29 protein-coding genes and 2 tRNA genes are annotated in these 26,718 nt (G+C 60.5%); 8 read left to right on the forward strand and 23 right to left on the reverse strand.

Annotated elements, in window-relative coordinates; translation table 11 throughout:
- Nucleotides 1–420: 420 nt before the first annotated feature.
- A tRNA-Glu gene (locus VHD36_11995) sits at nt 421–493 on the forward strand.
- Between the two features lie 1,507 nt (nt 494–2,000).
- Here VHD36_11995 and VHD36_12000 read toward each other — a convergent pair.
- The 3 genes from VHD36_12000 to VHD36_12010 are packed head-to-tail and all read right to left on the reverse strand — an operon-like array spanning nt 2,001 to nt 4,722.
- Nucleotides 2,001–2,225, reverse strand: a complete 225-nt coding sequence (locus tag VHD36_12000) for a hypothetical protein (protein HVU88033.1) — start codon at nt 2,223–2,225, stop codon at nt 2,001–2,003.
- The gene (locus VHD36_12005) at nt 2,222–3,484 is read right to left on the reverse strand and encodes a site-specific integrase (protein HVU88034.1); all 1,263 of its coding nucleotides are present in this window, start codon (nt 3,482–3,484) and stop codon (nt 2,222–2,224) included. The genes VHD36_12000 and VHD36_12005 overlap by 4 nt, the downstream gene beginning before the upstream one ends.
- Nucleotides 3,481–4,722, reverse strand: coding sequence for a hypothetical protein (locus VHD36_12010; protein ID HVU88035.1), 1,242 nt, complete (start codon nt 4,720–4,722; stop codon nt 3,481–3,483). The genes VHD36_12005 and VHD36_12010 overlap by 4 nt, the downstream gene beginning before the upstream one ends.
- 96 nt (nt 4,723–4,818) lie before the next feature.
- Here VHD36_12010 and VHD36_12015 point away from each other — a divergent pair, with 96 nt between their 5' ends.
- Together VHD36_12015 and VHD36_12020 are read left to right on the forward strand one after the other, a co-directional pair.
- Complete coding sequence (locus VHD36_12015) at nt 4,819–5,136, forward strand: hypothetical protein (protein HVU88036.1); 318 nt, start codon at nt 4,819–4,821, stop codon at nt 5,134–5,136.
- A 556-nt stretch (nt 5,137–5,692) separates the two neighbouring features.
- Complete coding sequence (locus VHD36_12020; protein HVU88037.1) at nt 5,693–6,031, forward strand: hypothetical protein; 339 nt, start codon at nt 5,693–5,695, stop codon at nt 6,029–6,031.
- 6 nt (nt 6,032–6,037) lie between these two features.
- Here VHD36_12020 and VHD36_12025 read toward each other — a convergent pair whose 3' ends face one another.
- The 16 genes from VHD36_12025 to VHD36_12100 all read right to left on the reverse strand — a co-directional run bounded on the left by VHD36_12025 (nt 6,038) and on the right by VHD36_12100 (nt 17,289).
- Nucleotides 6,038–6,313 (reverse strand): hypothetical protein, encoded by a 276-nt coding sequence (locus VHD36_12025; protein HVU88038.1) that lies wholly within the window; start codon nt 6,311–6,313, stop codon nt 6,038–6,040.
- Nucleotides 6,314–6,335: 22 nt separating this feature from the next.
- The gene (locus VHD36_12030; protein HVU88039.1) at nt 6,336–6,542 is read right to left on the reverse strand and encodes a hypothetical protein; all 207 of its coding nucleotides are present in this window, start codon (nt 6,540–6,542) and stop codon (nt 6,336–6,338) included.
- Nucleotides 6,539–6,766, reverse strand: coding sequence for a hypothetical protein (locus tag VHD36_12035; protein ID HVU88040.1), 228 nt, complete (start codon nt 6,764–6,766; stop codon nt 6,539–6,541). Before VHD36_12035 ends, VHD36_12030 begins: the two co-directional genes overlap by 4 nt.
- Nucleotides 6,763–7,335, reverse strand: coding sequence for an HK97 family phage prohead protease (locus VHD36_12040; protein HVU88041.1), 573 nt, complete (start codon nt 7,333–7,335; stop codon nt 6,763–6,765). Before VHD36_12040 ends, VHD36_12035 begins: the two co-directional genes overlap by 4 nt.
- Nucleotides 7,328–7,615: a hypothetical protein gene (locus VHD36_12045; protein ID HVU88042.1), complete on the reverse strand. Its 288-nt coding sequence runs from the start codon at nt 7,613–7,615 to the stop codon at nt 7,328–7,330. The genes VHD36_12040 and VHD36_12045 overlap by 8 nt, the downstream gene beginning before the upstream one ends.
- A gap of 2 nt (nt 7,616–7,617) precedes the next feature.
- Nucleotides 7,618–7,860 (reverse strand): hypothetical protein, encoded by a 243-nt coding sequence (locus VHD36_12050; protein HVU88043.1) that lies wholly within the window; start codon nt 7,858–7,860, stop codon nt 7,618–7,620.
- Nucleotides 7,857–9,314 (reverse strand): hypothetical protein, encoded by a 1,458-nt coding sequence (locus tag VHD36_12055; protein ID HVU88044.1) that lies wholly within the window; start codon nt 9,312–9,314, stop codon nt 7,857–7,859. The genes VHD36_12050 and VHD36_12055 overlap by 4 nt, the downstream gene beginning before the upstream one ends.
- A gap of 84 nt (nt 9,315–9,398) precedes the next feature.
- A complete protein-coding gene (locus tag VHD36_12060; protein ID HVU88045.1) occupies nt 9,399–10,118 on the reverse strand; it encodes a hypothetical protein in 720 nt (239 codons plus the stop codon).
- 83 nt (nt 10,119–10,201) lie between these two features.
- Nucleotides 10,202–10,873 carry a hypothetical protein gene (locus tag VHD36_12065; protein ID HVU88046.1) on the reverse strand — a complete coding sequence of 224 codons (672 nt, stop codon included), beginning with the start codon at nt 10,871–10,873 and terminating at the stop codon, nt 10,202–10,204.
- A gap of 153 nt (nt 10,874–11,026) precedes the next feature.
- Nucleotides 11,027–11,275, reverse strand: coding sequence for a hypothetical protein (locus tag VHD36_12070; GenBank protein ID HVU88047.1), 249 nt, complete (start codon nt 11,273–11,275; stop codon nt 11,027–11,029).
- Nucleotides 11,272–11,478 carry a hypothetical protein gene (locus VHD36_12075; GenBank protein HVU88048.1) on the reverse strand — a complete coding sequence of 69 codons (207 nt, stop codon included), beginning with the start codon at nt 11,476–11,478 and terminating at the stop codon, nt 11,272–11,274. Before VHD36_12075 ends, VHD36_12070 begins: the two co-directional genes overlap by 4 nt.
- Nucleotides 11,479–12,226: 748 nt before the next feature.
- Entirely contained in the window at nt 12,227–14,422 is a 2,196-nt protein-coding gene (locus VHD36_12080) for a phage/plasmid primase, P4 family (GenBank protein ID HVU88049.1), read from the reverse strand.
- On the reverse strand, nt 14,419–14,916 hold the full coding sequence (locus VHD36_12085) for an ERCC4 domain-containing protein (protein HVU88050.1): 498 nt from the start codon (nt 14,914–14,916) through the stop codon (nt 14,419–14,421). Before VHD36_12085 ends, VHD36_12080 begins: the two co-directional genes overlap by 4 nt.
- Before the next feature lie 488 nt (nt 14,917–15,404).
- Nucleotides 15,405–15,605 carry a hypothetical protein gene (locus VHD36_12090; GenBank protein HVU88051.1) on the reverse strand — a complete coding sequence of 67 codons (201 nt, stop codon included), beginning with the start codon at nt 15,603–15,605 and terminating at the stop codon, nt 15,405–15,407.
- A 120-nt stretch (nt 15,606–15,725) separates the two neighbouring features.
- On the reverse strand, nt 15,726–16,457 hold the full coding sequence (locus VHD36_12095; protein ID HVU88052.1) for a hypothetical protein: 732 nt from the start codon (nt 16,455–16,457) through the stop codon (nt 15,726–15,728).
- 109 nt (nt 16,458–16,566) lie between these two features.
- Nucleotides 16,567–17,289 carry a hypothetical protein gene (locus tag VHD36_12100; protein ID HVU88053.1) on the reverse strand — a complete coding sequence of 241 codons (723 nt, stop codon included), beginning with the start codon at nt 17,287–17,289 and terminating at the stop codon, nt 16,567–16,569.
- Between the two features lie 84 nt (nt 17,290–17,373).
- Between VHD36_12100 and VHD36_12105 the strand changes: the two genes are divergently transcribed.
- Entirely contained in the window at nt 17,374–17,988 is a 615-nt protein-coding gene (locus VHD36_12105) for a plasmid pRiA4b ORF-3 family protein (GenBank protein HVU88054.1), read from the forward strand.
- A gap of 227 nt (nt 17,989–18,215) precedes the next feature.
- On the opposite strand, the gene VHD36_12110 is transcribed toward VHD36_12105, so the two are convergent.
- The gene (locus tag VHD36_12110) at nt 18,216–18,779 is read right to left on the reverse strand and encodes a hypothetical protein (GenBank protein ID HVU88055.1); all 564 of its coding nucleotides are present in this window, start codon (nt 18,777–18,779) and stop codon (nt 18,216–18,218) included.
- Nucleotides 18,780–19,047: 268 nt separating this feature from the next.
- Here VHD36_12110 and VHD36_12115 point away from each other — a divergent pair, with 268 nt between their 5' ends.
- Nucleotides 19,048–19,419: an ArdC-like ssDNA-binding domain-containing protein gene (locus VHD36_12115; GenBank protein HVU88056.1), complete on the forward strand. Its 372-nt coding sequence runs from the start codon at nt 19,048–19,050 to the stop codon at nt 19,417–19,419.
- A 100-nt stretch (nt 19,420–19,519) separates the two neighbouring features.
- On the opposite strand, the gene VHD36_12120 is transcribed toward VHD36_12115, so the two are convergent.
- Nucleotides 19,520–20,401, reverse strand: a complete 882-nt coding sequence (locus VHD36_12120; protein HVU88057.1) for a glycoside hydrolase family 16 protein — start codon at nt 20,399–20,401, stop codon at nt 19,520–19,522.
- A gap of 676 nt (nt 20,402–21,077) precedes the next feature.
- The gene (locus tag VHD36_12125; GenBank protein ID HVU88058.1) at nt 21,078–21,524 is read right to left on the reverse strand and encodes a cupin domain-containing protein; all 447 of its coding nucleotides are present in this window, start codon (nt 21,522–21,524) and stop codon (nt 21,078–21,080) included.
- Nucleotides 21,525–21,921: 397 nt separating this feature from the next.
- Here VHD36_12125 and VHD36_12130 point away from each other — a divergent pair, with 397 nt between their 5' ends.
- Nucleotides 21,922–23,412 (forward strand): alpha-amylase family glycosyl hydrolase, encoded by a 1,491-nt coding sequence (locus VHD36_12130; GenBank protein HVU88059.1) that lies wholly within the window; start codon nt 21,922–21,924, stop codon nt 23,410–23,412.
- 101 nt (nt 23,413–23,513) lie between these two features.
- Nucleotides 23,514–23,587, forward strand: a tRNA-Arg gene (locus VHD36_12135).
- Nucleotides 23,588–24,545: 958 nt separating this feature from the next.
- Here the strand turns inward: VHD36_12135 and VHD36_12140 are convergent.
- Nucleotides 24,546–25,484: a hypothetical protein gene (locus tag VHD36_12140; GenBank protein ID HVU88060.1), complete on the reverse strand. Its 939-nt coding sequence runs from the start codon at nt 25,482–25,484 to the stop codon at nt 24,546–24,548.
- 105 nt (nt 25,485–25,589) lie between these two features.
- On the opposite strand from VHD36_12140, the gene VHD36_12145 reads away from it, so the two are divergent.
- Complete coding sequence (locus tag VHD36_12145) at nt 25,590–26,255, forward strand: hypothetical protein (GenBank protein HVU88061.1); 666 nt, start codon at nt 25,590–25,592, stop codon at nt 26,253–26,255.
- Nucleotides 26,256–26,718: the final 463 nt, after the last annotated feature.

Here is a 26,718-nt window from a genome sequence, read left to right on the forward strand (position 1 = left end):
AAGCCCTCGTGGCTTTTTTCAACCTCGCCAAGTGCGAAGCAAAGCTTCGCACGGCTCGCAAAATAACGACTTACGTCGATATTTTGCCATCGCATCCCTGCGATGTCGCAGCCCGTTGAGTTCTTCAACAGGCTGCTAGGACCACGCCGCCGGGCGCAATAAGATTTGACAGCAATAAAGTTTGACGAGCGCCGCCCTGCGCGCAAGCGCCGCCGCAGACGGCCCGGACGGCTCTTAGGCCGTCGAGGGCGGTTGACAGAGAACGCGTAACGCGGTACGAAACTAGCTTCCCTCTGCGTTGCCGTGTTGTCCCTGGGTGGGATAGCCGCGGGCGGACCAGGGTGAAGGAGTGTTCTTGGCGGATTCGCCGAACGCCTGCGGACGATTGATCGATCGTCGAGGGCGTTCGCCGTGATGCACGCCCCCATCGTCTAGAGGCCTAGGACGTCGGGTTCTCAGCCCGAAAACCGGGGTTCGACTCCCCGTGGGGGTATCCCTCTAAGGTATTGGCAGGTAAGGACTTGTAAGCTTCGGCAGTTTTCAAAATCGCTTCCCTAGCTGACTCAGCCTTACCGGCCCTTACCGTCGTGTACTGCACCGGAATCTGCACCGCTTTTTCGAAGTGCTCATCCGTGACCTGCAAATAGTGCTTCTTGGCGACGGCTTCGCTATTGCCGATCCAGGCGCATACCACGTGCGCGGGGAAGGTCTCAGCTAACTCCGTCTGGCGCGTCGACCGGCAATTCTGGAACAGCTTTGGCCACGGATCGAGCCCGGCGCGTCGGATTGTCTTTAGCAGCCGCGTACGTAGGTTTGCGTTCTGGTCGCGGTATCGCGTGATCACCGGCTCGGCGCTCATCGGCCTGTCCGGTCGCAGCGACCAATCCTCGCGCCCCTCGACCTCATGGAAGACGGCTTGCAGGAGGGGCAGCAGTTCGGGGAATAGCGGCACCATGCGGTATGCCTTGCCGTCGTGGTGCTCGGTCTTGGAACTCGTCACGCGCATTCTGCCGCGCTCCCAGTCGATGTCGCCCCACTTGAGCGCCAGCGTCTCGCTAGGCGTGCGTAGTCCGCCGTAGCGGGCCAGGGCGAACACCAATTGCCATTCGATGTCGGTGCAAGCCGCGAGCACCTTAGTCGCCACATCGCGGCTCACAAAATGAAACCGGTCCTGGTTCGGCTGTACTGCAATGCCTTTCATGTCGGCGAAAGGATTGGCCGGAATCAATCGCCGCTTGACCGCGGCTCGAAATAGCTGGCGCGCTCGGCCGCAATGCCGGCGTATCGTGTTTTCGCCTAGTCGCTTCCGAAGCCAGAGACGCCATTCGTCGGCATCCCCTTCGGTCACGTCGGCCAGCGACTTATCGGCCCCGAAGAATTTGAGCAGGTCGCGCTGCACCTGCCCGAGGTTAATTCGCGTGCGCGGCTTTATGTCGGTCCTTGTCGCAAGGTATCGCTCGATGAAGGGGCCGAGCCTTTCTGTGGCTTCCTTGCCGGCACGTTCGGGCGCCAGCCCCACGGCCGCTAGTCGGTCGTACAGCTTTGCGCCAATACCACCGAGCCACGCTGCTGTTTCCTGATCGAGACTTAGCTTGGCGCCGATGGCCGCGTTGATGGCTTCTACCTTGATCTTGACCTCACGCGCGGTCTTCATCGGAACTTTGCCAAGTCGTACGCTGCGCCTTTTGCTGTCGCTGGCTATGAATTGGATTGTCCGATTGCCCTTTGCATCTGTCGAAATACTGGCCATTGAACTACGATTCTCCTTTCTCCGAATTGCGTTTTCAAAATCCCGCGGCAGGCGCGGCTCCGTCCGTCGCCCCCGCGGGTCTTGCCGTCGGCGTTCTAGCTCGCCGCGGCGGTTTTGCCCCGCATTCACCGAGCGGGGCGGCCAGGGCCATCTTGTCAGGACGGTCCTGCGGTTTGCCGTACATTCACCGAGTACGACGGCCACGGCCAGCGCTACGCATCAGGCCGTGCGGGCCTCTTCTCCTTCTCCGCTATTCAAGCCGCCACGGCGCCCCTTTCGCGTCCGGCCAGCCAAGACAAAATTGCTCTTCTGCGCGGCGTCGTGCGTCGAACACAGCGCTCAGCGCTTTGTCCAAGCGAGTCTCTAGCCGCCGGGCCTCGATCAGGACCGCGCGGCAATGGTGACTCTCGAAAATCGTGCCGGCACGGATCGCGCGAAGTTGGCGAATGAGCGTTCGTAGTTCGTCGTTGTTCATGCGGCACCGTCCTTTCTCGGCGCCGTCGGGCTGAAGAGCATTCCCGCCGTCTGTTGCGGTTTGACGATTGCCGGCGACAGATAGTTGAGCGTCACGCGGCGGGCCGAATGTCCCAGCAGTTCCGTCGCATTGCCGCCGGCTGCTTCAAAGTAGGAAGCCGCCGACTTGCGCATGCGGTGGAACTTGCTTTTTCGATCAGTAGGCAGTCCCGCTCGCTTGAGGATGCGACCGTACTTGGCCCACAGATAAACCGGCGTATACGGCCAGGGGAAAAGCAATTCGCGCGCCGGCTCTCGTATCGCCCGAAGAGCCTCGATTGCCTCGGCGGGCAGTTCGGTTGATTTGTCTGCCGTTTGGAACTTGCGAAATTCGGCCGGCACGATCAGCCAGCCGCTATCCAGGTCGACGTCGGACCAGCGCAGTTGCATCACCGCGTTAATCCGCTCGGCGGTCCACCACAGAATTTGGTGCAGGGCCAACCACCAAGCGCCCGCCGGCACGCCACCGATTTCGCCGGGCTCGTCTCGCAACGCTGCGAAGAGGGTTGCCAGCTCAGCCTTGCTCCAAGCCTTGGGGATCCTTTGCGGCTGCGGGACCGCAGGAACGTCGGGAAACTTGTCGACGAACTGCTTTCGCGCGGCGAAGCGCCACAGGGCCAAAATATGGGAGCGTGCTTTTTGCGCCGTGGCCGGTGCGCGGCCGCTCTCGACGAACGAGTTGATAAACGCGGTGATCAGCTCATCGTCCAGGTCGGTCAATATGGGTTCGCGGCCGAGAAACTTCTGCAGGTGGTCGATGTTGACGCGGTACTGCAAATCGTTCTTTTCGCCGCGCCCGCGCAGGCGGAGGGGCTTGTAGTACCAGACGAACACCTGCCGAAGCGTCTTGGGCTTCTCGCCTTTTTCGGGCTTGCCGATCTGCGCATCTGCCCATTTCGCGCTTGCGTACGTCTTCGGCGGCGGCGCGGTGGAAACGTGGCCCAGCTCGAAGGCCAATCGCCACAATCGGCGGAAATAGTAACGCAAGTTCTCGCAAGTGTGCGCGGTGTACTTGCCATAGATGTAATCGCCGAAGGTGGCCCACCCGGCATACGACAGGTCCGAAACCAACGCGCTGCGGCCAAGCGATTCGGTGAAGCGATTTATCGCGTTTATGAACGCCCGACGGCTGCGCCGGGTGATCGGCAGCGTCCCACTCCTGATCGATTCGTCGATAAACGCGGCGAGCGGCTTTTTGAGCTGTGGTTTTTTCGTGCTCATGCGCACACCCCCTTTCCGCGCGGCGAGTGGGCGAAGCCGGTTCCAGAATCGGACTCATCCAGTGCCGGCCCTACAACGAGCACGGGGACCGGCCGGGTAAACTTGATCTGGCGACGGTCGACGTAATGAAGCAACGCAAGGCCGTCGGTCAAATGCCCGAGATACGCTTTCGCGCTTCCGGGTTGCATCTGCTCGCACCGCGTCGCGCCCGTCCGCCGCAGCCACTTCACCGAGCCTTGGAGCTTGGCACGTAGGATGGCCTTGCGCACCCAGTACCACGCTCGCTTTCTGGCGAGTGGGAAGACAAGTTCCCGGCCCTCGGGCCTGGTCAAACTGATCGCTTCGTTGCAATCGTCCGGCAGTTTGATTTGGATGGGCTCGTCCGTTTTCTTCTGGCGAATTACCAAGACACCGCCGGCAAGCACTTCGTCGCTGCGGAGGTCAACCAAGTCGGTCGGCCGCAGGCCGGTGTAGAAACCGGTCAGCACGAGGGCGCGCAGAACGTCGGACTTTTTCGCAAGGCAATTGCCCAAATCGAAGCGCCCTTTCTCGCACGCGACGGAATCGAGGAGTTTTTGAAACTCCTCGACCAGCCACGCCCGCGGGATGGGCTTCGGCACTTTGACGCGGCGCACTTCCTCGATCGGCGGCAGCATTTTTCGCCGCGCCGCTTCGCGCCACAGGCAGAGCAACGCCCCGCGCTGGCGATGCACCGTTCTACGCGCTATGCCGGCATCGATCCTGGCACCGATAAACTCGCCGAGCGTGTCGGCGTTCAGATCCGTGAGCAGTGCGTCGCGAGCCAGATGCTTTTGCAGAGCCACGACCGCGTAGCGAATCTGGTCGATCGACGCTCGGGCAAGGTCGCGATTGGTGCAATAACTATTCGCGAAATGCGATAGGCTGCCGGGTTCGCCAACTACGAACGGCTTGCCGGGATAACCGGCCCGCTTCGGCCGGCACAACGTTGGGTCGATTTTCCGCAGCACGCGCCGCACGATTTGCGGGTAATCAGCGACGGAGAACTTGTTAAATCCCGCGACGCGCAAGGCGTCGCCGAACTGGTCGATCATTTCATCGTTGACCTGGCGCAGCATCGTCGGACCGCCGCGCCAAAACGTGAACTTCGACAGTGCGCGGTCGCAACTCACGCGGTAGGCCGGGTGCTGGATTGCCGGGCGCACCTGATCCAGATAAGCCCGTTCGAGCGTCCCCGCCGGATGCGATACCGAATGCACAAACTCTCTTGCATCCGGCCGCGTTTCGACTAGCTGGGCATCATAGGCTCTGCGCCATAGCGACCTAATAGCGCCGCGCGTGTCCTTCCGCGACTGATGCCCAAGACGGCGCGCCGCCAGCCAGTCGCAAAAGCTGTCGAAGGTCGCGCGGTTGAGGTCGGCGAAATCGGGCTCGTGCCGAAGGAATTTTTCAAAGCGATTCCAGTGCAGGAAAGCGCCGCGCGGGGCTCGGTCGGGGAAAGTTTTCCGAAATCGCGCGCCGGCAGCTTTGAGGTAAAAATCGCGAAGCGATTCGCTCATCCCGGCACCCCCTTCCCGCGCGGCGCGCAACAGGGGCAAAGCCAGCCCGAGCGTGTTTGCCGCCAGTCGAGCTCGCGGGCGGTGCGCTCGGCCTCTTTACGGTCAGATGTGTAGAGCAGCTCGCGCGATTCGCAATCGGGATCGATGCAGCGGACCACGTACTGACGGGTAAAGGACGCGGTAGCCATGTCGGCACCTTTCATGCGCTGGCAGAGGGCCGAGCGCAAAACAATGAGTCCCGGTCCGCACCCTCGCTGTCAGGCGGAGATGAGGCCGCCTTGCGGGCCTTGGGCGCGCGAACGCACCCTTGGCTTGCGCGCAAGCGCACGGACCGGGGCTCTCGATTCTCATCTTGAGTTTGACTCTCATCTTGTGCCACGATAGAGTCCGCGGCGAACTTTGACGGGACCATTTTCCCAGTCCCGCAACTTCCTGTCAACGTGAATCCTGGCCCCAGGGCTTAGGCCAGCTATTTCGCGGAATTTTTGCTTAAAGCGCAGAAAGCAAGCAATCTGCTGTACGCTTATGATCTCTCCCCGAAAAACGGCCGCACAGCTTCGCGTCTAACGCGTCCGGACGGCCTTGCGTGGGAACTATCCCGGAATCGGCGCGAATGCGTTAGCGGGGCGGCAATGCGTTCACCTCTAAAAACTTCGGCTAGGGGCGGCAGTTGACCAACAAGCGCGCCGCCCGGCTTTGCGAGGCCGGACGGCTAAGTCGACTTGTCAAAGAACACCTTGCAATCGCGCGTCGCGCCAGCCATCATTGCCGCATGGGCAAGAAGTTCGGACTATCGTTTTCCCTCAGTCGCGCTCTCGGAATCTCCGCCGAGAAAGCACGCATTTCGCGGGCGATCGGTGTTCCGCTCACGCGTTCCGGCCGGGAACGTAAACTCGGCCGCATGATCGGCCAGGGGCTCGGCCTGGCGTTCGCTTTCGTGTTCGTCGTAGTCTTTGCCGCGGTCTCTGCCGTGATTGCGGCCATCGTCAGTGCCTTCAGCGGTGGCTGAAGCCCTTCACGCGTAGTACGCGACGTTCGCCGCGGCGCCGGTCGAAACGCCGATGACCTGCACGGCCGACAAGTCCCCGGTATACGGCTCCTCATTGCCGGCCAGGATCTCCATGCCGACAGCGGTCGTGGGAGCCGTGCCGTCGTCCCGCCATCGCAAGTTAATTCCCTTCGCCGAGTCGGCGGCAATGATGGCGTATTGCGCGCCAGCGGGCGGGGAAAGCGTCGTGGCTGCGTCGATCGTCGTGAGTTGCCGATAGCCGAGTGGTTTACGAATGGGCATAGTTTTCCTCTCGGCGGACTAATCAACGGGCGACAGTCCAGGCATCGGCCCCGCACTTCGCGAGGGCCTCTTGCCAGGCCGCATTTTCATCCTGCCGGCAGACGCGAATTGTTCGTTTGCCGCGCCGCATGACGATCAGCACGGCAGCACGATCGTCGTCGACGATCGCCGTGCGGCTCGTGCGCCAGCCTTCGCTTTCGATCATGTCTCGGGCTAGTTCTGGCGTCATCGTGGCCGCCTTGCATGACGCGAACCGTAGGGCACCTTGCCGCAACGGATGAACTGCAAAACCTCGCTCCTCTTCCATGCCACGCGGCCGGGCAGCAAATCAGGGTAGGAGCATGGCAGTTGGTGATAAGCGATGCTGGGAAAAATCAGGTTCACGCGGATGCCGTGAAACGCGGCCAATTGTTGCGCGGTCAGCAGCTCGGGCAGTTCGTCATCGTTCGTCATGCGGCCTCCACAATGCGAAGGCGCTCGCCCATCTCGCGCGTTATCGGATCGGAAACGGGCGTTAGCGCTGTGGTGCGATAGACGGGGCGCGTCGCGAGCGTCACTTCCGCAAGGTGCTCCACTTCGACGATCGTTCGCAGCAAAGCACCGGGTTTGCACAGCCGATCATGGTCGAGCGTCCTTGTCGGAACCACCTGCCAGCGGTCGCGACCTACGCGCATCGCCAAGCTACCGCCGCGAACCTCGTGATCACGAATCATCTGGCAAGCTCGCGCCTCGTGCGGACTGCCGATCAGCGGCACCTCGACGCGCAGCCCGTATGAATCGGCAACGAGCCGCGCCGGATAGTCGTCCGCGGTCGAGCGCAGTTGCAGGTCACTGTTGTGATTGATCAGCGCGCGCACAGGCGTTTGACTCGCTAGAACTTTGTCGAATGCGCGTCGGTCGAATATTTCGTAATGGCCGCGAGTGAGTTCGGACCAACGATCGAAGACGGCCGCGTACCAAACGAGGCAGCGGCCTCCGCGGGCGTCGCTCCGAATCTCCGCGCCGATGAGACGATCAAGCATTGTCGTAAATCTCGTCGTAGTCTCGGCGGCCGGCGCCCTCCCGCGCGACATCGCGTGCGGTTGCGAGCGTTTCGTCCAGTTCCGCCTTGAGCAGTCGCGCGCGGAGAAGCTTATCGCTTCTCCGCGGGTCGTGACTCCCCAACGAACGCATCTCGTCAACGAGCGATCGAATCTCGGCCATCCCTCGCCGCGCAGATTTCTCGATCATCGCGGAGACCTTTTGGCGGTCGGCGTCGGGCTCGCTTCGCTCCAATCGAATCACGCGTAGTTCATCGGCCATCGCTATGTTTCTCCCCAGTCTGTGCAGTCGCCCGCCGCGTCCGGCAGTTCCGAAATCGCCTGCTGCAATTTGATGTGTGATTCCTGCTGGCCATACAGCGCCGCTAGAAGTTGATCTAGCGTCGCGTTCAGGCTGATACCGCGATTCACGACCGCGGAGACTTCGCGCTGCATCGCCTCCACAGCGTTGGATAGCTCGGCGGTCTTAACCATGTGCGCCGCCAACTGCGCTTCAAGAGTGCTCATTTTTCGCCTAATCCCGAGATCCAGTTCGTCATGCGGTCGGCTGCTGCCGCGGTTCGCTGCAGGGCCATAAGCTGCTGTTTCTGCGTGATCGTCTGTTCCTTCAACTCTCTGATTTCTTGCTGCTGCAGTTGCACCGCGTCCGCTTCGACGCGAGCGGTGATTGATTCGGACGATTCGTACATGAGTGCCGGGTTCAAACCCGTCGCCGCGTGCTGATTCTTCAACAAGGCGCCACTCGCCTTTTCCACCCCGCGCTCGTACTCCTCGAAATCGATGGCCCCACTCTTAAGCGCCCGGTCGAGCTGCAGAATCGTCGCGTTGAATTCCTGCAGCGGGGAGCGCGTGTCTTCGTTCAGCTTTTCGGCGAATTTCTTTTGCTCCTCGACGGCCTTGGCGATGCCGCCGAGGATGCCGGGGTTGTTGATCGAGTCGGTGACTTTGTTCTGCGGACTGAAGGTCGCTTTCGCGAGCGCCGCGGCGCCCTTGCCAAAGGGGTCCGAAATAGAGTTATCACGTCCGAAATTCGGATTCGTGAAAAGCTTTTGTATCGCCAATTGCGCGGGCGACGGCATGATCTTGGGCGGCCCCGGCGAAGGGGTCGGCGCGTGCGGTACATGCGGACCGGTGCCGGCTGCGTAAAACCATCGATCAGCCTCCGCCTGGTCCATAAGCCCAGTGGCGTATCGGAAGGCATTGATTCCCTCGGTGAGGCTCTTGGCTTCGTAGGCTAGCGCGGCCGCGATCGGCCGGCCGAGGGCCTCTTTGAGTTCGCCGAACGAGTTGCTTAATCGACTGACGGCGCCGGCGTAGGTATCGAGATCATTAACGGCCGCGCCGCCGAATCGTTTTTCGAACTCGCCGAGCAGGACGGCTTGAGCTTCCGCCGCCTTGCCCAGATTGACCATGGACTTGATGTTGTCCTGCGCCTGCTTGTCGAAGATGATGCCGGCTTTTTTCAGCTTGCCGAACGAATCGGCGGGCGCTTGAAGCGCCTTGCCCACGAGCTGGGTGGCTTCCGAGAGTTCCATCCCCTTGACGGTGGCCACATCCGCCGCAGTCGCCAGGGCCCGCGTAAAGTTGTTGCCGCGCACCTTGTCAAAGGTGGCCAGGAGCGACGCGGCGGCGATCGTGGTTTCATCCGCAAAGCGAGTGGTCTGCTGCAGGACGGCGGCAAAGCCTTCGATTTCTTCGCTGCTCAATCCGGCAGCGTGTTCCGTCGCCTCCAGGACGCTATTCAGCCGCTTAACGGCCATCTCTTGCTCTTCCCAGGCGCGCACCGAACCGAGAAGGAACTTGCCAGCCGTGAAGCCGGCAAATGTCTTGGTAACGAGGCCCGTCAGCGAAGCGAGTTGCTTCTCGAAGCCGCTCACCGTCCTGCCGGATTTTTCCAGGTCGCGCGCGAACTTCTCCGTCTGCGCGGTCAACAGGACGTTGATACTGCCGGCGACTGCCATTACTTCTTCTTCCTTTCACGCTCGCCCGCCCGCGCCGGCCGCCGTTCCCAGCGGCGCGACGCAGACGGGGCGACCCGCGCCCAATTACTTGCCGAGGTCGTAGCCAGCTTCCTTGCATTCGCGTGTGAAGTACCACAGTCTCGAGCCGCTCGCGTCATCCGGCTCGCCGAAGTTTGCCCCGCCCAGGTGGACGAGGGGCACGTGGCCGTCTAGTCCGGCCGCGCTCAGTGCGTGCTCGAATTCGCGCTTTTCCGCCTGCGCGGCGTTGAGGGCGAGCGCCTGTTGGAAAAGCTTGCGCACAAGTTCGCCGTACTTTTCTTTCAGGCGATGCGCCGTCACAATTTTTTTGGCGGCGTCACGCTGCGCGGTCTGAACGATCGCTTCCTGTTGTCCAAGCGCGAGCACCAGCGTCGCGCGGCGGTCCTGCAACCGAGCCATTTCCGCCGGGTCGAGCTGCGGCACTTCGGCCGCGTCGCCGGCTTTGTTAGTAGCGCCCGATATCATTGCTGCGGCAGCGGCCTGGCGGCGCTCTTCGGCGGTCAAGCGCCGTTGCCGATTGAGTTCGTCGATTTGCCCGCGGACTTCGGCAAGCTCGCCGCGAAGCGCCTGCAACCGCTCGAATTTCTCGCGGTAGCCGGGATCCTCTTCGAGCGAAAACACCGGCTTGCCGTCGCTTCCGAACCATTTGCGTTTCGCCAGTGCGCGGGCATTCGGCCGATGGTAGTCGGCGCGGTCCACGGTCCCGATTGACTGTGGCGGCGGCACCAGCGTCGCTTGGGCGAATTCCGTGCTCATCAGTGGCATTGTCGTGATCCTCCGTGCGGGGTCCGGCGTGTTTGAATCGCTCGCACCGCGCGCCGGTCGCGGTGGGGCGCGGGTTGGCCGGGTCAGTTCATGTACTCGCGTGCTCGCTTCATTTCCTCGCGCGTCAGCAATTCCAGCGAGCCATCGGGGTCGAATAGGATTGCCAGCGACGCCAGCTCCTGCGGCTGGAACTTCGCGAGCGCGCGTTGCTCAGCGAGATAGTCGCCCCAGAAACTCGACGCCGATTCCGACGGTTGCCAGGTGCTCAGGTCGAGAATGTCGAGCCGCAGATAGTAGCTGAGCCTGGTCTCGCAGGACGGGGCAGCGCCCGGCGGCGATTGCCACAGCGCCCAGTTCGAAAGCGATTGCAGCGCTGGCAGGTGGACGGCCTTGCCGCTTCGGTCGCGGAAAGGCTCGACCGGAATTAGATTCGTCAACTCATACCAGCACCGCGGCTCGATTGGTGCGACGTTCAATTGCTCGAGCTCATCGCGGAACGCGCGCCTAATCGGCCGCTCAATGTCGCGCCAGCACTTGGCTGCGTTGCTCCAGTCGAAATTGCCAGCCAGCGGGTCACCGAACGGGCCCACACCACCCCAGGCCAACTGCTCAACGTCTGCCGGGGTCCAGCCGGCCAAGCTGCCGGTCCCGTTGGTCAACGCCGCTTCCTGTCGCGCGCGCTTTCGGGCGAGCGAGACATTACCGCGCGCCAAAAGCGCTGCGGCGGAAACCGGCTTAGGTCCTCTGCGGCCCATCAAAAGCTCGTTTCTGAAAAACCCGTGTGAAAATCTGCGCGCTTTGGGGGCGTACGAGAGACCATCCGACGTAACATTTTTGACCCCCCCTCCCCCTCGGGGGTGGTGTGGCGTTTTGATACATCACCCGGCTGGTAGTGTTTTCGCCCCATGCTACATCCCCGAACCGGCGATGCGGGCGATGGCCTTGCGCACGATGCTTGCCTTGGCTAGGTCGGCCAATGCTTCGCAGCCGGCGGCCTGCAGGTCGTTGAGGTATTTCTCGGTCGACCGGCTTGCGATCAGGTGGCCGGCAGGCGCTAGGCGTTCGGCCATGACGACGGCGAGCCACAGCTCGGGGTGCTCGGTCGCGATGGCTTCGAACGTGAGTGGTGCGGCCGATGCCGCGGTCTCTGTGGTCATGTGGACTGGCTCCGTTTGGGCTTGTTCAGCGCGGCGCGAATGCGGCCGACATCGCTCTCGTCGAAGTACACCATCGTCCCATTGATCGTGAGCACTGGCTTCACGTCCGCCGCTTGGGCGGCAGCGCGAACTTGTCCCGGTCCTGCCTGCAATAGTTCGCAGAGCTTGCCGACGGTCACAACGTTTGCGCTTTCGATCGTCATGGGGAAAAACTCCTGGAACTCACTCGCCGAATGAATCATACAAGCCGGCGTCGGCGTCTTTTCCTGAAACAGGAACGAACTCGGTAACCGTCCTAAACGCGCGCTCGCATCTGCTGCATACGCGATAGCAGAGCCGGCTGCCGTCCCCCTGGTCGCGGCTTCCGTTGTGGGAGTGCTTGTCGCTTCCACAATGCGGGCAGCGCGCGACTTGAACGGTGAGGAAAATCAGCGGCAGCGGCTTCCTGCGATCGCTCACGTCGCCCTCCGTGGCAGTCGCCAGCCGTGATCGCGCTCGGCGGCAAGCCATTCGAGATGCGTTAACTGGAGCGATGCGGCCCAGTGCGACTCGGCTTGCGAGCTGGGACGCGCCGCAGAGCGTCGCCGACGCCTGGGCCTTGGCGGATCGAACAAACCGAGCTGCTTTGTTGTTTTCATTCTGGCCGTCGAACGTCGGTTATTTCGAAATCATCTCCGCCGGCAAGTTCCCGCCATTGCGAACTCGCGCACCGGGGTGGGCACCGCTTCATCGGTTTCACGGCTCGCGCAGAACCGCAGAGTGTCACCCTGGCGAATGTCGTACGCGCACGCGTCGGGGTTCCAGAAGCCGACGAAATCGGGCCAATCTCCTTTGCCCATAACGAGTTTCATCGCGTTAAGCTTCCGGCAGGTGACAGTTGGTTACCGTTGTTCCCGTTAATCTCTATACGCGTACGCGTGAGCGCTTATACGGAACAGCTGTCACCAACTGTCACCTAAGCACCAATCCGAGCCTAAATTTCTTGCCTTGCGCGCCTGGTTTTCCTTCAAATCCGCGGGCGTCCAAGTCCTCCCTAAACGTTCGCTCCCCCATCGGTTGCGCTATTCCATGAGTCTTGCACCAACTGAGATACGCCTCGCGCAGGTCGCCAAATAGCACGCGCCCGTGCGGTTGTTCAATCGTGCATTCGTCGAGAAACGGCTTGAGCAGATCCGACGATTCGCGGTACTCCGCCGTCGCCTCCGTGACGGCGGCAGCATCCATGAGCTTGAATCCATCATCCTGCCACAGGCGGCAGCCGGCGATCAGCCAAGACAGAATTCCCGATGCCTCGGCCTCAAGCTTGGTAGCTAATCCTGTATCCTTCGCCGCGTCAGAGATTCTGGCGTTGAACGGCACGAGTCTGATCCGCGACCAGATGCCCAGGTCGGTGCCCGAGATGCGCGGCCTGTGATTCGTGGCCATGATGAGCGTGTGGCTCGGCTGAAACGACCACAAATTTTCCCTCATCCCGCGGGCCGTGATTGTGTCGCCTCCCGTCAACTGCTTGACAAGGGCTTCGTCGAGGTGTGCGCGTCGGGCACTTTCCGTGCATGTGACCAGTCGCCGGCCGCAAAGCGCGGCTCGTTCCGTGGCATGGCCCTCGTGCTTGCGTTCTATGAGCAAATCTTTGGCGGCCTCGGTAGCATAGTCACCGAGGATTTTTCGTAGAACGGACAACAGCGTGCCCTTGCCGTTGCGCCCCGTGCCGTAGAGGATCAGCAGCACGTGATCGCGAACCTCTCCCCATAATGCGGAGCCAAGCGATCTTTGCAAAAATTGTCCTAGCTCGCGATCATCGACCGTGGCCCATCGAATGAATTCGCGCCATTGGGGACAGCCGGCGTCTGGATCAAAAGTCACCGGGGCCAGCCTGGTAATCCTGTCCGATCGGTCATGGGGCCGCAGTTCCCCGGTTCGGAGGTCGACAGTTCCATTTAGCACGTTGAGCAAGTGGGCTTGCGCGTCGAACACGCTCGATAGATCGCGATCAGGAATTCTGACCCGTGCATCGGCCCGCATGAGCTTTTCGACGTTGCTAATTGCCGAGCCGCCGTTGCTCGCTTTGACAAACTTCAGCGCGTTCGACAGGGTATTGCCGGCGAGGCCCGGAGCTGTCGCCGCGAACTCGGTCCATAACCGCTCGGCGTTCTGCTTGGCCAGCGATATGGCCACCCCGTGATCCTCGGCCCAGCGGGCCCCGTCGTAAACGTGCCAGCACTTCCGTCGCTCGACGAAGAGAAGCGAATCGCCGTGACGGGACAGCACACGATCCGCATTCGCGTTGTCGGTTTGACCTTCCGCCCGGCCGATGCCAGGAACCCCAGCTTCCTCACTGTGATGCTCGTTGGAGTGCCCAAATCGGGCACCTGAATCCTGTTCATCATGACGATGCCCGGGCTCGAACTCTTCTGCCGCCAGCGCGAGCGATCGCAACTGTTCGACGGTGCCCCCGGCATTCAGCCAGTCGCTAACGTCGCCTTTCGCCGGCAGCCCCGGCAATTCCAGGACGCGCACAGTGGCCGCGACTCCGCGGAGCGATTGCGCGGCTTCCTGCGCGTGCCTGCGGCCAGGTTCGTCGCTGTCTGGCAGGATGACGACATGGCGCCCGCGCAGATGTTCGTTGTACTCGGCTCGCCACTTCCCCGCCCCGCCCACGTTGCACGTCGCCACAGCGCCGAGACTTTGTAGTCGATCGGCGTCTTTCTCACCTTCGACGACGAAGATTAGCTCGCCGGGATCGGCGGCGAGTTTCGGAAGCTGGTACAATACGCGCCGAACGCCGTTGAGTTTCCAGGACCAGCCGCCGTTGCCGTCGGGGGAGCGTTGTCGAAAGTCTTTGGGGTCGTACCGCACCACCTGAAAAAGCAGATTGCCGGCTTCGTCGCGGTAGTCGTAAGTCGCGACGATGCGCTTTTGAACCTTGCCGCCGTTGCTTGGGAACAAGTCGCGCATCCGAAGACCCGCGGCGTCGACCACCGCCTGCGTCGAACAGCTCGCCTGGCAATGCAACAGCGCGCGGCCATCGTCGCCGACGCCGATGGAGAGCGAGGCCGTGCGGTCGTCATGCGCCGGGCAACGCGCTTCCCACTGACGCTGCCCGGTCGATCGGACGCCCTCGAATCGGGCCAAAATTTTCTCGATCATCGATCCGCCTCCGTGCTCTCTGCTCGCATCACCAGCGCGCGAATCTCGCGGTAGCGCCGGCGCGCGGCGATGTACAACAATCGCGATACGTAGCGGCCCGCGCGCTCGTGGCCGCCGGCCATGAGTATGGGGATGCCGAGCGCGACCCATCCCAGCAGCGATCCGACCGCTGCGGCGGGCGTGACGCGGCTTGGCCAGTCTCCGCGCTCCAGGTCCGCCCATTCCCCTTCGACAACGATGGCGCGCGTGTCGTAGCCTAGAAGTCGCTGACACTCGCGGTCGAACCGCTCGCGCTCACGACCGACGCACGCCAGCAGATCGGCCAGAGACTTGCGTTCGACGGCGACCAGGTGCTCAATTCCCGCCACGCTGTAGTCGCCCGTGGCGAGCGTCCCTGGCAGCACGCGCAGGGGCGCGAGGTCGAGCGGGTCTTGCTCGCGCGTGTCAACGATCGCGCAAATGTTTTCCGGGCGAACGTCCGCGGGAATTTTCATGCCGGCTGATCCCCGCTCGCCTCGCTCCGCAACTCCTCTGCCAGCTGCCGAACGACCTGGCGGACCAGCCACGACCGACGCCCGCGGACCGCATCGATCGCGAGCTGCCGTCTGCGTCGAAAGTTCGGCTCGATCCCACCGAGAAAGATGCAAAGCCATTCGGCAGCTGGTCTCACTCGGTCTGCTCCGGCAGCGCGTCGCTGCTCGAAATCGCGTAATTCCTCGGCCAGTCGCGCGCGAAGCTCGGGGGTCTCGCCGCGGTCGACGATCAATGCCAGGTCGGCTTCAATTCCGGGGGCGAACATCAAAGGCCTCCTGCTCGCGGACGAACCGCCGAAGCGCCTCAATGCTGTAGCGCACCGAGGAGCCAAATCGGACGCAGGGAATTGGCCCGCGCGGCTGCGTACGGCTCCAAAGCGACTTGCGACAGATAGAAAGCGATCGAGCGGCTTCGTCAGCCGTGAGAAGCAATTTTGGCTCAGCAGCGCTCATTGCGTGGCCTCCGCTTCCCGAAGCCAGCCACGAGCGCGAAGCGCGTCGACAATTGCTGGGATTTGGTCAGATGGAATGGCGCGCTTGCCTCCGAACTTCTGCGGCTCGGGGAGCGTGCCGTCTTCAAAGAGGCGCCGAACGCGCCATTCGTCGGTACCGACGAATTCGGCGACCTGACCTGTTGTGAAGATTGCCATGATTCGGCCCGGTCGAGTTTGGTAAACAACCCACGGCCGAATACTAGGTGTGAAGAGGTCAGGGCTTCGAGGTGTGAAACAGCCTTCGCAATGGGTGAAAAAGTATGATTTCGTGTGAAATCATGCCGTGACCTTTGTGCGCGACCTCTTTTTAGGTTTCGCGTAAATCGCGTGCTTCACTGACGCGAGGGATAGTCGCGGCCAGAAACCCGGATACGTCCTGCGCCAAAGTTGGAGCACCTCGTTCGGGCTGTGCAGCCTCGCATGCTGCTCTTTTAGCCAGTCATTTCGCTCCTGCACTGTTGGCTTGGTTAGCCAAGTTTGCGGCTGCGCGGCCGAAATGGCGGCGTGCGATATTGGCTTGCACTGCACCGATTTCTTGGGAGCGCACGACGAACGGAAGACAAGCCACTCCATCGCTTCTGACACGCCGACAAAAATGGCCTCGCCGGCTGCGTGAACCGCTTCAAGGCTTTCTCGCAACGCTTTCCTTTTGCCATCGATTGCCGCCAGGAAAATACGGGCGGCAACCGCGACCGCCCGGTTCCCATCGCTCATTTTCGACTCCGCCAGCGATTTCAGCCGCGAGAGTGGCGTGCTCGTCAGACCGCCGGTGTCGGGTACGTCGCGAAGCTTCGCCGCGAGTACTTCCGTTGCGCGACACGACATTACGAACGAGATAATCCAGGCCGCTGACTCCTTCGGAGTACTGCGGAGCCGCAGGTCGCGCCGTTTCAGATCCCAGGCCGAAAATTCGGCGCGCCAGCGAAAGTACGGTTCGCGAGCTTTTTTTGCTGCCTCGCGGGCGGCGCGCTCCGCTTCGATCAAAGACCGTATGCTGGCGGCGTCCATGACTCATCCTTTCAAAAGCCGGGCCAGCCGCCGCGGCACTGGCGGGATGAGGCGCCGTGCCGGCGGGGCTGTGCGCGACGGTAGCGAGCCGTCAAACCCAGCACGCACGTTATGCCAAATTCGCCCGCGCGAGTTCAAGCACTCTTTGCCGGCAATCGGCGGCCAGCCGCGGCCAAAGCCCGATCAACTCGGCTAGTTGCAAATCTGCACCGGAATCTGCACCGCTTTTTGGAAACGGGGCATTTTCCTCGGGAATTTCGAGGTAGTTCGACTCCCCGTGGGGGTATCCTTCAAACGCGTCTTGTACGCATAATCTTGCAAGTGCAAGCAACGCCTCATCTTCCGACGATGAGGCTTTTTGCGTTTGCGATTCAATTTGGTCACTTACGGCCGCTTGCTGCGTCGGATTTCGCGTCGTCTGTTCCGCGCCACCGAGTGCACGCCTGAAGTGCTCTTCGGTCGTCTTCAGATAATGCCGCTCCGCGATGTCTGGCGAGTTTCCGATCCAGTCCGTCACCACATGCAGCGGAAACTGGTCGGCCAGTTCCGTCTGCCGGCTGGCCCGCAGGTTGTGGAATAAGCGCTCCCACGGCTTCACCCGCGCGCGTCGGATTATGCGCTCAAATTGAGTCCGCAGGTTTTGGGTATCGTCGCGATAGCCTTGGATCAGGTACACGGCCTTCTTGGCAGCCAAAGCGTGGGCATCTTCGAGGTAAGGCCGCAGCTCCGGGAAGATCGGCACAACCCGGTAGGGCTTGTGCTGGTGTTCGGTCTTCGGTGACGGCACCGTCACCGGCAGCGCGCAAGACCATATAATCGGCACGATCGCCACGACCGGCGGGGCGGGCGTGCGCTGTCGCGTCAGCGCCGGTGCAAAATGGTCTCACGAACTTCCCGAAATCACGGAGGACGCGCCATGGCGCGAGCGAAGAAACCGGCCGCCAAGCAGCCGTCGCAGGTGTACCGCTTCAAGATCACGCTACTCGACGTGAAGCCGCCCATCTGGCGACGCATCGAAGTGGCCGACGGCACACTCGATGAGTTGCACGAGCACATTCAGACCGCGATGGGCTGGACCAACTCGCACTTGCACCAGTTCGACATCGGCGGCCGTCGCTACGGTGACCCTGAGCTACTCGACGATGGCTGGGGAGACCGGGACTTCGTCGATTCCACGAAGCTCCGCTTGAACAAGCTCTTGGATAAGAAGCGAAAATCGTTCCGCTTCCACTACGAGTATGACTTCGGTGACGGCTGGCGCCACGAGATCATCTACGAAGGCGTGCAGCCCGCAGAGCCCGGCGCGAAGTACCCGCGCTGCACCGAAGGTGCGCGTGCCTGCCCGCCCGAAGATTGCGGCGGCCCTTGGGGCTACATGGACTTCTTGGAAGCCATCCGCGATCCGAAGCATGAAAGCCACGACGATCTACTGGAATGGATCGGCGGCGAGTTCGACTCCGAAGCGTTTGATCTCAAAGAAGCCAACAAAGAAATGCGCCGCGGTCTGCCCAATTGGCGCGATTACCGCTAACCGGGCCGCGTCTCCATCCACCGCGACAGCGGTTTCGTTCAATCCCCTTTATTTGGCGCGAACGCAGGACGCTGCGAATCAGTCGCAGTTACATTTCAATCGTGGGTCCTACATGCAACAGGTGCTGGTGTCCAATCCGACATCCAGGTTACGCGCGAACTTCATGAGTGAGCAAACTCGGTGCATTTACCGGAGCACCGCCAGGACTCGTTTAGATACCACTGGGATCAATGCGCTGCAAATGCTGAGACATCGAGATCCTTCAGCAAGTCTCGATGACCGCCGAGACGATGAATCTGCAAACCGTATCCTTCATCGCATTGAACACCGAAGACCAGTGAAGTGCCGTCCGGGCTTAGGGCCATCGAGAATATTCGCTCACGCCCGGATCCAAATCGCAATAGTTCGGCACGAGTTGCGGTATGCCAGATCCGCACGGTCCCGTCATCACTAAGGCTGAGAATCGAACCGCCGCCGGGAGAAAAACAAAGATCACGGAGTCCCCTCTCGTGTCCGACACACTTCCCCAGAACGTTAGGATTCTGTAGGTCCCAGAAGTAGACCACCCCTTCGTGACCACCGGCGGCAAGATGACGTCCGTCCTGCGAAGCAGCCGTTACTCCGATTCTTTCAGAAGCCCCTGATAATCTCATTACTGGTACATCGGAATCTGCCATTCGCAGAAGCAAATCGTGCGACGGCTCAACTTCCAGCAACAAATCGCCACGCACGGTCCGGAATTCTCCCATCCAGTTGCCCGACAAGCGTGCGCGGTTGTCCTCGCGACCCAATTCGAGAACTTCCGTGTAAGGTCGACATACCACGAGCGACTCGTCGTTTCGAGCGTAAGAGACCTCCATCGCGCCCCCTGCCGGCGGAAGCGAATGTGTCACTTTGCATTCACCTGTTGTGGCACTGTATCTATGAACTGCTGCACCGTCTGCCAGAGCAAGCTCGTCTCCCAATCGGGGAAATGCACACACACGTCGCCCGCAAAGGATCGTCTCGTCGCACGGCATCACCGAAAATGCCCTCGACCACAGGGATGATCCACCACGCATGCTGAATAACCCCAGCCGCGCTTTGCCTTCCGGCGACGCGCAGATAAGAGCGAACAATTGCCCATTCGGCGAGAACGTCATTGCGATGGGCGGTATCGCCAAAGAAACCTCGAACTCCCGGTACATCGATGCGACACGCCACAGCTTTATCTCGCTGTCCAGGCTGACGTTTCGGCAGGCACTGGAGCTTGGCGGGCATGTCAAGAAAGGAGAGCACGGCAGCCAGGTCGTCTACGCATCCACCTTCAAGAAGAAGGAGACTGACGCCGCCGGCGAGGAGATCGAGCAGGACATTCCGTTCCTCAAAACCTACACCGTGTTTTGTGCTGACCAGTGCGATGGATTGCCGAACCGTCGGGCTTGTTGTTGATGGGATCAGCGACCCTGCTTTTACTCTGGCGCCGTCGCAGATAGGAATAGAATGCGACGGGTCAGCAGTGTCCGGCGAATTCCTCTATGGGCTTCGGTCGTCAAAACGGTCTGATGTTCCACACCTGGACGTAGCCGATCGTGATCGAGCCTGCCTGGCCGCTGGGGGGACCGATGAAGTCGGTGGCCGAATCGGTGGTGCTCCAGGTGTCGCCGGCGGCGAGGTTGATCGTGAAAAACAGGTTGCCCCTCACGACCTGCCGGCTGGTCATCACCGACTTGCGATCGAGGTACCAGTTCGTGCCGGTCGTCAGAAATTCGACGCCGTAGGTATGAAAGGCCGCGGAGAGATTCGCCGAGCGCGACGCGCTGACGAAGTTGCCTGCCACTTCACCGCCGGTGGCCGTCAGCATGGCCGGATAGCTTTGCGTGGGCCGCTTGGTGGCCAATTGAACGAAGTCGATTTCGGGAAAACCGGTCATCGGATCGCCGAAGAATTCGCCGGTCAACCAGAAGCCGGGTACCGGCGTGCTCTTGATCGACACCTCGGCGTAGAACGGCGGCGTGAAATCCTCCAGCCCGAGCGTCGACAGACAGCCCGAGGTGTAGGTGCAAGCGAAGTTCGGGCCGGTGTAGCCTGTCGGATAGGCGCCGGCTGGGAGCGGCGGCCGATTCGCGGCGGCGATCGGCGTGGCCGTGATCGTGAGCCCGGTGGCGCCGAAGCTGAAGGGACTGGGATTGCCGTAACCTCCGGTGGCTCCGACGTACACTTGCTGCTCGCCCCAGGTGGCGTTGCTTAACAGCCCGTCGCCGAAGGGCGAGTTGGTTGTCCAGTTGGCGTCGAGCGTTTTCTGATTGATGAAGGTCTCGTTGAAGATCAAGCGCGGCTGCGGTGGCGGCGGGGTGCGTCCTCTTCCGAAAGCGGTTCCGGAAACGAGCGTAGACAGGCCGCCCAAGAGGGCGGCGCGGCGCGAGACTCGCATGGCAATATCCTCCGTTCAAATGCCGAAAAACGATTGGCAAAGACCGCCTGCCCGCGGAATCACTTTGCGCATCAGCGGAGGATGTTCGTCTCGGAAGCAATGCGATCAGAGTGCCTGGTTGCCTCTTAACCGCGCAGCGCGTTGGCGCATTCCTCCGTGGCACCGCTCGGTAGCCGGGACAAAGGCGTTCACTACCGTTAACTGTCAATCAGCAATGCGACGTCGCCGTAAAATCACTGCCAGAAAAATCGCGCGCAGTTGAATGTTTGATTGCGAGATCAATTCTTCGGTGGCAAGTAACGAGGCGACGTTCAGGGTGAAATGGAAAATGGCATCCCCATGAATGCTCGGTCGGCGAATAGAAGCGTTGGATGAAGCAAGAGAGGTAGGGTGCAGTGGATGCGGGGGTTCGCGCGGAATTGCGCTCCTGTTACGTCGAGCATGATCTGCCGGAAGCCCGCCTTTGAAATTGCGACCGTCAAGAGATTCTTCCCGACTGCACGCGACTAAAAAAAAGAGCCCATGGCCGCTTGCGCGCCTTAGCGTGCAAACGAACATGGGCTCTTTGGATACTCGCTGTCTTGATCGAGCTCTACGGATACCCCGGTCAACTCGTGGTGACCGTGCTCAGCGATGGCCTCGCCGGCTGTAGTCGCAACCTAGCAAAGGGGCTGGCTCAATTTCCAGGGCAAATCGGCGAAAAGATAAGGTCGGCCGATGCGAAGACGGCGCAAACACGTGCGGCTGAGCAGGCGAAGCCGACGCCTTTTTTTATTCCAGCTCGTGAACGTCCGACAGGACGCCGCGCGGGATGCACACCGTAAGCACGGTCAAGTTGCCGATGGCCTTGTGCTTGACGCCGCGGGGCACGTATACGACCACGCCCCTTGTGTACCTCGATCGTTTCATCGTCGAGGATCATCGTGCCTTGGCCGTCGATGATGTAATAGAACTCGTCGGTGCGGGCGTGGTAATGCAATTTCGCGTCGTGGATTTCGACGTGATGGACTTCGGCCGCGGCGCCGTCCTTCTCTTCGACCAGGCAGCGAATCTGCCCACACGTTTCGGCCCATGGCGTGACTTCCGCCGGATCACGACGCAGGTAAGCGGCACGCGTGCTCATGTCGGTGTTCCTGATAGGGAGCATTCGAGGGCCCGGTCAACCAAAGGCGCAAACACCCACTTTATATCGCAGCAAGGAAGTCACCGCGAGACTTTTTTGCGACCGTGGGCAGTGCGGCCTGCTGCTTGCCGATAATCGAGGGTCGGTTTGCACCTAGAGGCCTCTTGCCGCCGCAGGATACGACACCGCTACCAAAATCGCCCGCGCAAGCGACCGGCCAAGACGCCTGGTGAAGCTGGCCTGGGCGTTCTCGTTGGCCAAGTTGCCGTTGGTTCCGGCAGTCATCTTCTGAGCGTGATATGGTTGAGTGTGATTCTCCTGGTCACACGGGCCGGTGCTCCGTAAACGATCGGGAAGAATCTCTCCATTCATTCGCCCGGCCAAGATCGTCCTCATCATGAGTCCACCGCTCTATCCCTCGCTGTACCAGATGAATACGCGCGTCTGGCTGACGGCGCTGTCGCGGGCCCTTGGTCGTCGCGCCACGCTCGATGATATACCGGGCGACGAACTTGATCGCCTGGCCGCAAGGGGCTTCGACTGGATTTGGTTTCTCAGCGTTTGGCAGACGGGCCAGGTCGGGCGCGATATCTCGCGCAGCAACCTTCCGTGGCGGCGTGAATTCGAAGAAGCTTTGCCCGATCTTGTCGAGGAGGACATCGCCGGTTCCGGTTTCGCCATCTCTGGTTACACGGTGCACCGTGATCTGGGCGGGGACCAGGCCTTGGCACGCTTGCGCGAACGACTCGAACAGCGCGGGCTGAAGCTGGTTCTGGATTTCGTGCCGAATCATACGGCGCTCGATCATCCTTGGGTCGAGATGCATCCCGCGTATTACATTGCGGGTACGGAAGTCGATGTTGCCCGAGCGCCGCAGAACTACGCCCGGGTGAAGTGCGCCAGCGGCGATCGAATCCTGGCGCTCGGCCGCGACCCGTATTTCCCGGGCTGGCCCGACGTCGTGCAGCTCAACTACGGCAATTCCGAGACGCAGCAGGCGATGATCGACGAATTACAGAAGATCGCCGGGCAATGCGACGGTGTGCGTTGCGACATGGCCATGCTGGTGCTGCCGGAAATCTTCGAGCGCACGTGGGGAATCAAGGCACATCCCTTCTGGCCCAGGGCGATAACTCAGGTTCGTGAAAAAGTTCCCGGCTTTTGTTTCATGGCGGAGTGTTATTGGGACCTGGAGTGGACGCTGCAGCAACAGGGATTCGACTATACCTACGACAAGAGGCTGTACGACCGCTTGCGCGAGAAGCAGGCCCGGCCCGTGCGCGAGCACCTGCGAGCGGGGCTCGATTATCAAGACAAGTTGATGCGCTTCTTGGAAAATCACGACGAACCGCGCGCCGCCGCCGTTTTTTCGCCGCCCACCCATGAAGCGGCAGCGGTCATCACCTATCTGACGCCTGGCCTGCGTTTTTTCCATCAGGGGCAGTTCGAGGGGCGCAAGAAGCACATCTCGCCACACCTCTGCCGAGCGCCCGAAGAGCCGATCGACGAGCGGTTGCAGGGCTTCTACGCGCGGCTGCTCGCCGTTCTTCAGCAGCCAGTGGTTCGCGAGGGGCGGTGGCAGTTGCTGGAATGCGGCCCTGCATGGGAGGGGGACTGGACCAACGACTGCTTTGTCGCTTTCAGCTGGGAAAGCGACGGCGGCGAGCGGCTGATCGTGGGTGTCAATTTTGCCGCGAACCAGAGCCAGTGCTACGTACGTCTTCCGTTTACCGATATGGCCGGCACGCAATGGCGCCTCGAAGATCAATTGAGCGATGCGGTCTACGAGCGCCACGGCCATGACTTGCAGCAGCGCGGACTCTATTTGGACGCAGGCCCTTGGCAAAGCGCGATCTTCTCGCTCACACCGTCAGACGTCCGCCGGTGACCGTGATGCGGAATGATGCGCTTTCAGAATTCGTCAAGACTCGGTGATGACCACCCGTTTCCGGTCAGCGCGACGATCAGCTAAACTGGAACGCAATCCACGCGCCCGTAGCTCAACTGGATAGAGCAGCGGACTTCTAATCCGCAGGTTGCTGGTTCGATTCCAGCCGGGCGTGCTTTCTTAAACCATTCAAACGATAGTGGTTGCGAGGCTTTCCGTTGCTTTCGGATTCCGCGAATTTTCCGGGGTCTCACGGTAAACGTCACGGTTGATTGCTGACGACTGCTTTGGAACAGCCAGCGTTGGAGCGACGCTCTTGCGAGCGGATTGATTCAAGCACCGGTTGTCTTTCCATCTGGACAAGGCGTGCATCTCCTTGCTTGGGGCGTAACGTGGAGAGTGAATGAAACCAAACGATGCGGAACAACGCAACGGTGTGTTGGTTTGCCCGAAGTGCAAGCTCCCGGTTACTGAACCCTATAAAGCCGGAAACTTTTGGGTTCGTCGACATAAGCACCGTCCGCTTGACGGAAGGCGATGCGACTACGGTCTTGGGGAGGGTGAACCGATTAAAAGGCCATGATCCCTGCAAGCCGGACTCATTTTGGGTCCCGCCAGCCAGACTCAAACAGCTGAATCACGTGCCTTGTTGTACGCTTCGCGTAGCAGCATTGTTGTCCGCTCCGCATTACGGCCAACGTAGCACTTGAGCGTAGTATCAATACTTTCGTGCCGCATCTCCACCGCGATGTGCCATCGCCATAGTGTTGGCACAGACCACTCGGATCGGTGTGAAGAGGACCCGCAGTGCGGATGTCCCGTTATGCGAGTTCGACAGTAGCAGGAACTTTTCAGTCACATCGTCCGTGCTGTTCACCCTGAGATACCCGGGCAGTTTTGCGTGCATCCAGATTCGCTCACCCGCACCCAATGCCCCTGCTGTGTGATATCGAAGTCCGCCGTCAGTCTCGAAGGGCAGGTTCCGCAACCGCGGCACTTGCAACGTGACTTCGCCCGCCTTGGTGTGCAACTTACGGCCGTAGTGGCCGGCCGTGGCCCTATCTTCGCGCACGGTGTTGTGCCAATCGAGCATGCCGCGTCAGGCATGCCGGCGCTAAATTCCGGCGCAGGCATCAGGCATCGTGCTTCTCGGCCGCTGGCGTCCATACCTCAGGCTGCTCGAAAAACACTTCTCCACACCCTACTGGCAAGGTCTGCTCGGCCGCTCCGTGACTGACAATGACATCGAGGTCCACAGAGTAGAGTCCCTGGCGTTTGGCATTAAATCGAACGTCGATAGTGTCTGCCATATCCGAACTCAACAGCAACGGTGCGAATTGCATGGCGCTTGCAGGTCGGTCCCCAGCATCAAAGTACCGCTCTGCGAAAAACACATCGCCGGCACCGGCCGCTGGGTCATCGAACTGCACGAGGTAAAGGCTCGTCTCACAAGGTAGCGCGTAATATAGGTGCTGATAGTCCGTCAAATCTCTTCGCCAATTCACCTTGCACTGGATTCGATTCAGCAAGACGTTTTCGAGCTTTGGATTCTTGTGGATCAGAAACCGAATCACGAATGCTGGATTCGTGTAGAAGGCCACTTCTCCGTCAGCAGGATCGAAGATCGTAGCGTAAGGAATCTGCTCGTCATCCTTCACGACGCACGTTTGCAGGCCGAACCGTACCGGCGTCGAAATGGTGGCAAACACGTCGTCAAGTTCAGATGCTGGCCGAGAGAACTGCTGAAGCGTAAAGGCTTCTGACGCATCCTTCCATTGGCGCAGCAGTTCGACGGAAAAATCCGCCTTGGCGTTATCGACTCTGTCAGCACAGGATGTGCAAAGCCAAATGCCATTTGAGGCGTGGCGTCTCTGTTCTGATGTAAGGCTCGCGTCGTACCTGGGACCGCCTGGAGAGGCAGCAGTGATGTGCGCCGCCTTGCCTTGATTGTAAGCCTCGCCCGGATCAACCTGGGGTGCCGTCGTCCAAGTTTGACACTGAGGATTCGAGCAACGGTAACCAACTCGGCTCGCGATGACTCTTTTAGTCCTAGGACTGAAACCGTCCCTCATGGTATGTTCCCGTGCGTCAAAGATCGCGATGAGTAGACCACGTCTGTCTGCGCACCATAGAATACTTGCCGTTCTTTAAGCCTCCAAGCGATGGCGAGAATAGATATGGATTTCGACAAATTACCAACGGACAATCTCTACAAGGTGCTTGCCATCGGCGGCTTGGCATTGACTGTCACAGCGTTCTTTTGGCCGTTTCAAATCGGCTATCAAATCCAAGATGAGATTGCACCGATTCTGCGCCAGCAGGCTTCTCGGGTGGTGACTGTTGAAGTGCTGATTGCGGACGGCCGCGTGAAGGCGGGAGACAAAAGTCAGTGGAGAGCATTGCCCACGTCGTCATTTAACACTTCTGACGGGTCTATTCGCGATGATATTCGCAAGTCATTATCGACTAACTATCAGACCTTTACGGCAGCCATACTCGATTCTACTGATAGCAAGAACAGCGAGGCAGTAAAGAAAAAGCTGCGAGAAAAGGGCGTGGATTTGTCCACGGTTCCGGAGAAAACCATCCGCGAATCCGTGGATGAGGTTCTGCCAGAAGACATCGCGAAGATGCGCCAGGCGCGAGACGATATGTTCCAGATACTCAATGATCTTGAGATCGTGTGGCGAAAGATGGACTACGCGGCGACTTGTCAGCGATATGGCCGAGTCGGGATTGTTGTGGGGGCGATTCTGACGGTAGTCGGCTTTGCATTGTGGTACTTCAAACTTCAGCGATACCACGACGCTGCTGCAAAGCGGGAAGCCGCCAAGGCTATTTGAAAGGGCAATCAACGGTCTGCTCCTCGACGGTCCCCGAGGTAGAATGGTGTCCCCATGTCCCCAGGCACACCCGCTGGCGGTTTCTTTACTCGTTGCGACGCCCCAGGCAATTTTGCACCTGAACGGAACAACGTATGTCCACACTTCCCGACGCACAGCAAAACTCTACCCCTGATGATTCGGTCAGTAAAAGTTCCCTGTCACGTATACTGCTGAAGATCGCCGTGGTTACGACGCTAGTCCTCGGTGTGGGAGCGGCGCTGCTAGTGCCCGCCATTCGGTCGGCCCGCGAGGCCGCTCGGAGAGCTTCGTGCCAGTGCCACCTATTGAGTCCTAGTCAGACAATGGGCTGTTATATTGGAGGGCATGAGACCTCCCGGAAGTCCTGCTGCATTGGAGAAGCGCCGACGTAAGGCGGTGGAGTTATTGCAGCAGAATTTGACACTCGAAGCAGTCGCCGCGG

Source organism: Pirellulales bacterium (assembly GCA_035546535.1).
GTDB lineage: Bacteria > Planctomycetota > Planctomycetia > Pirellulales > JACPPG01 > JACPPG01.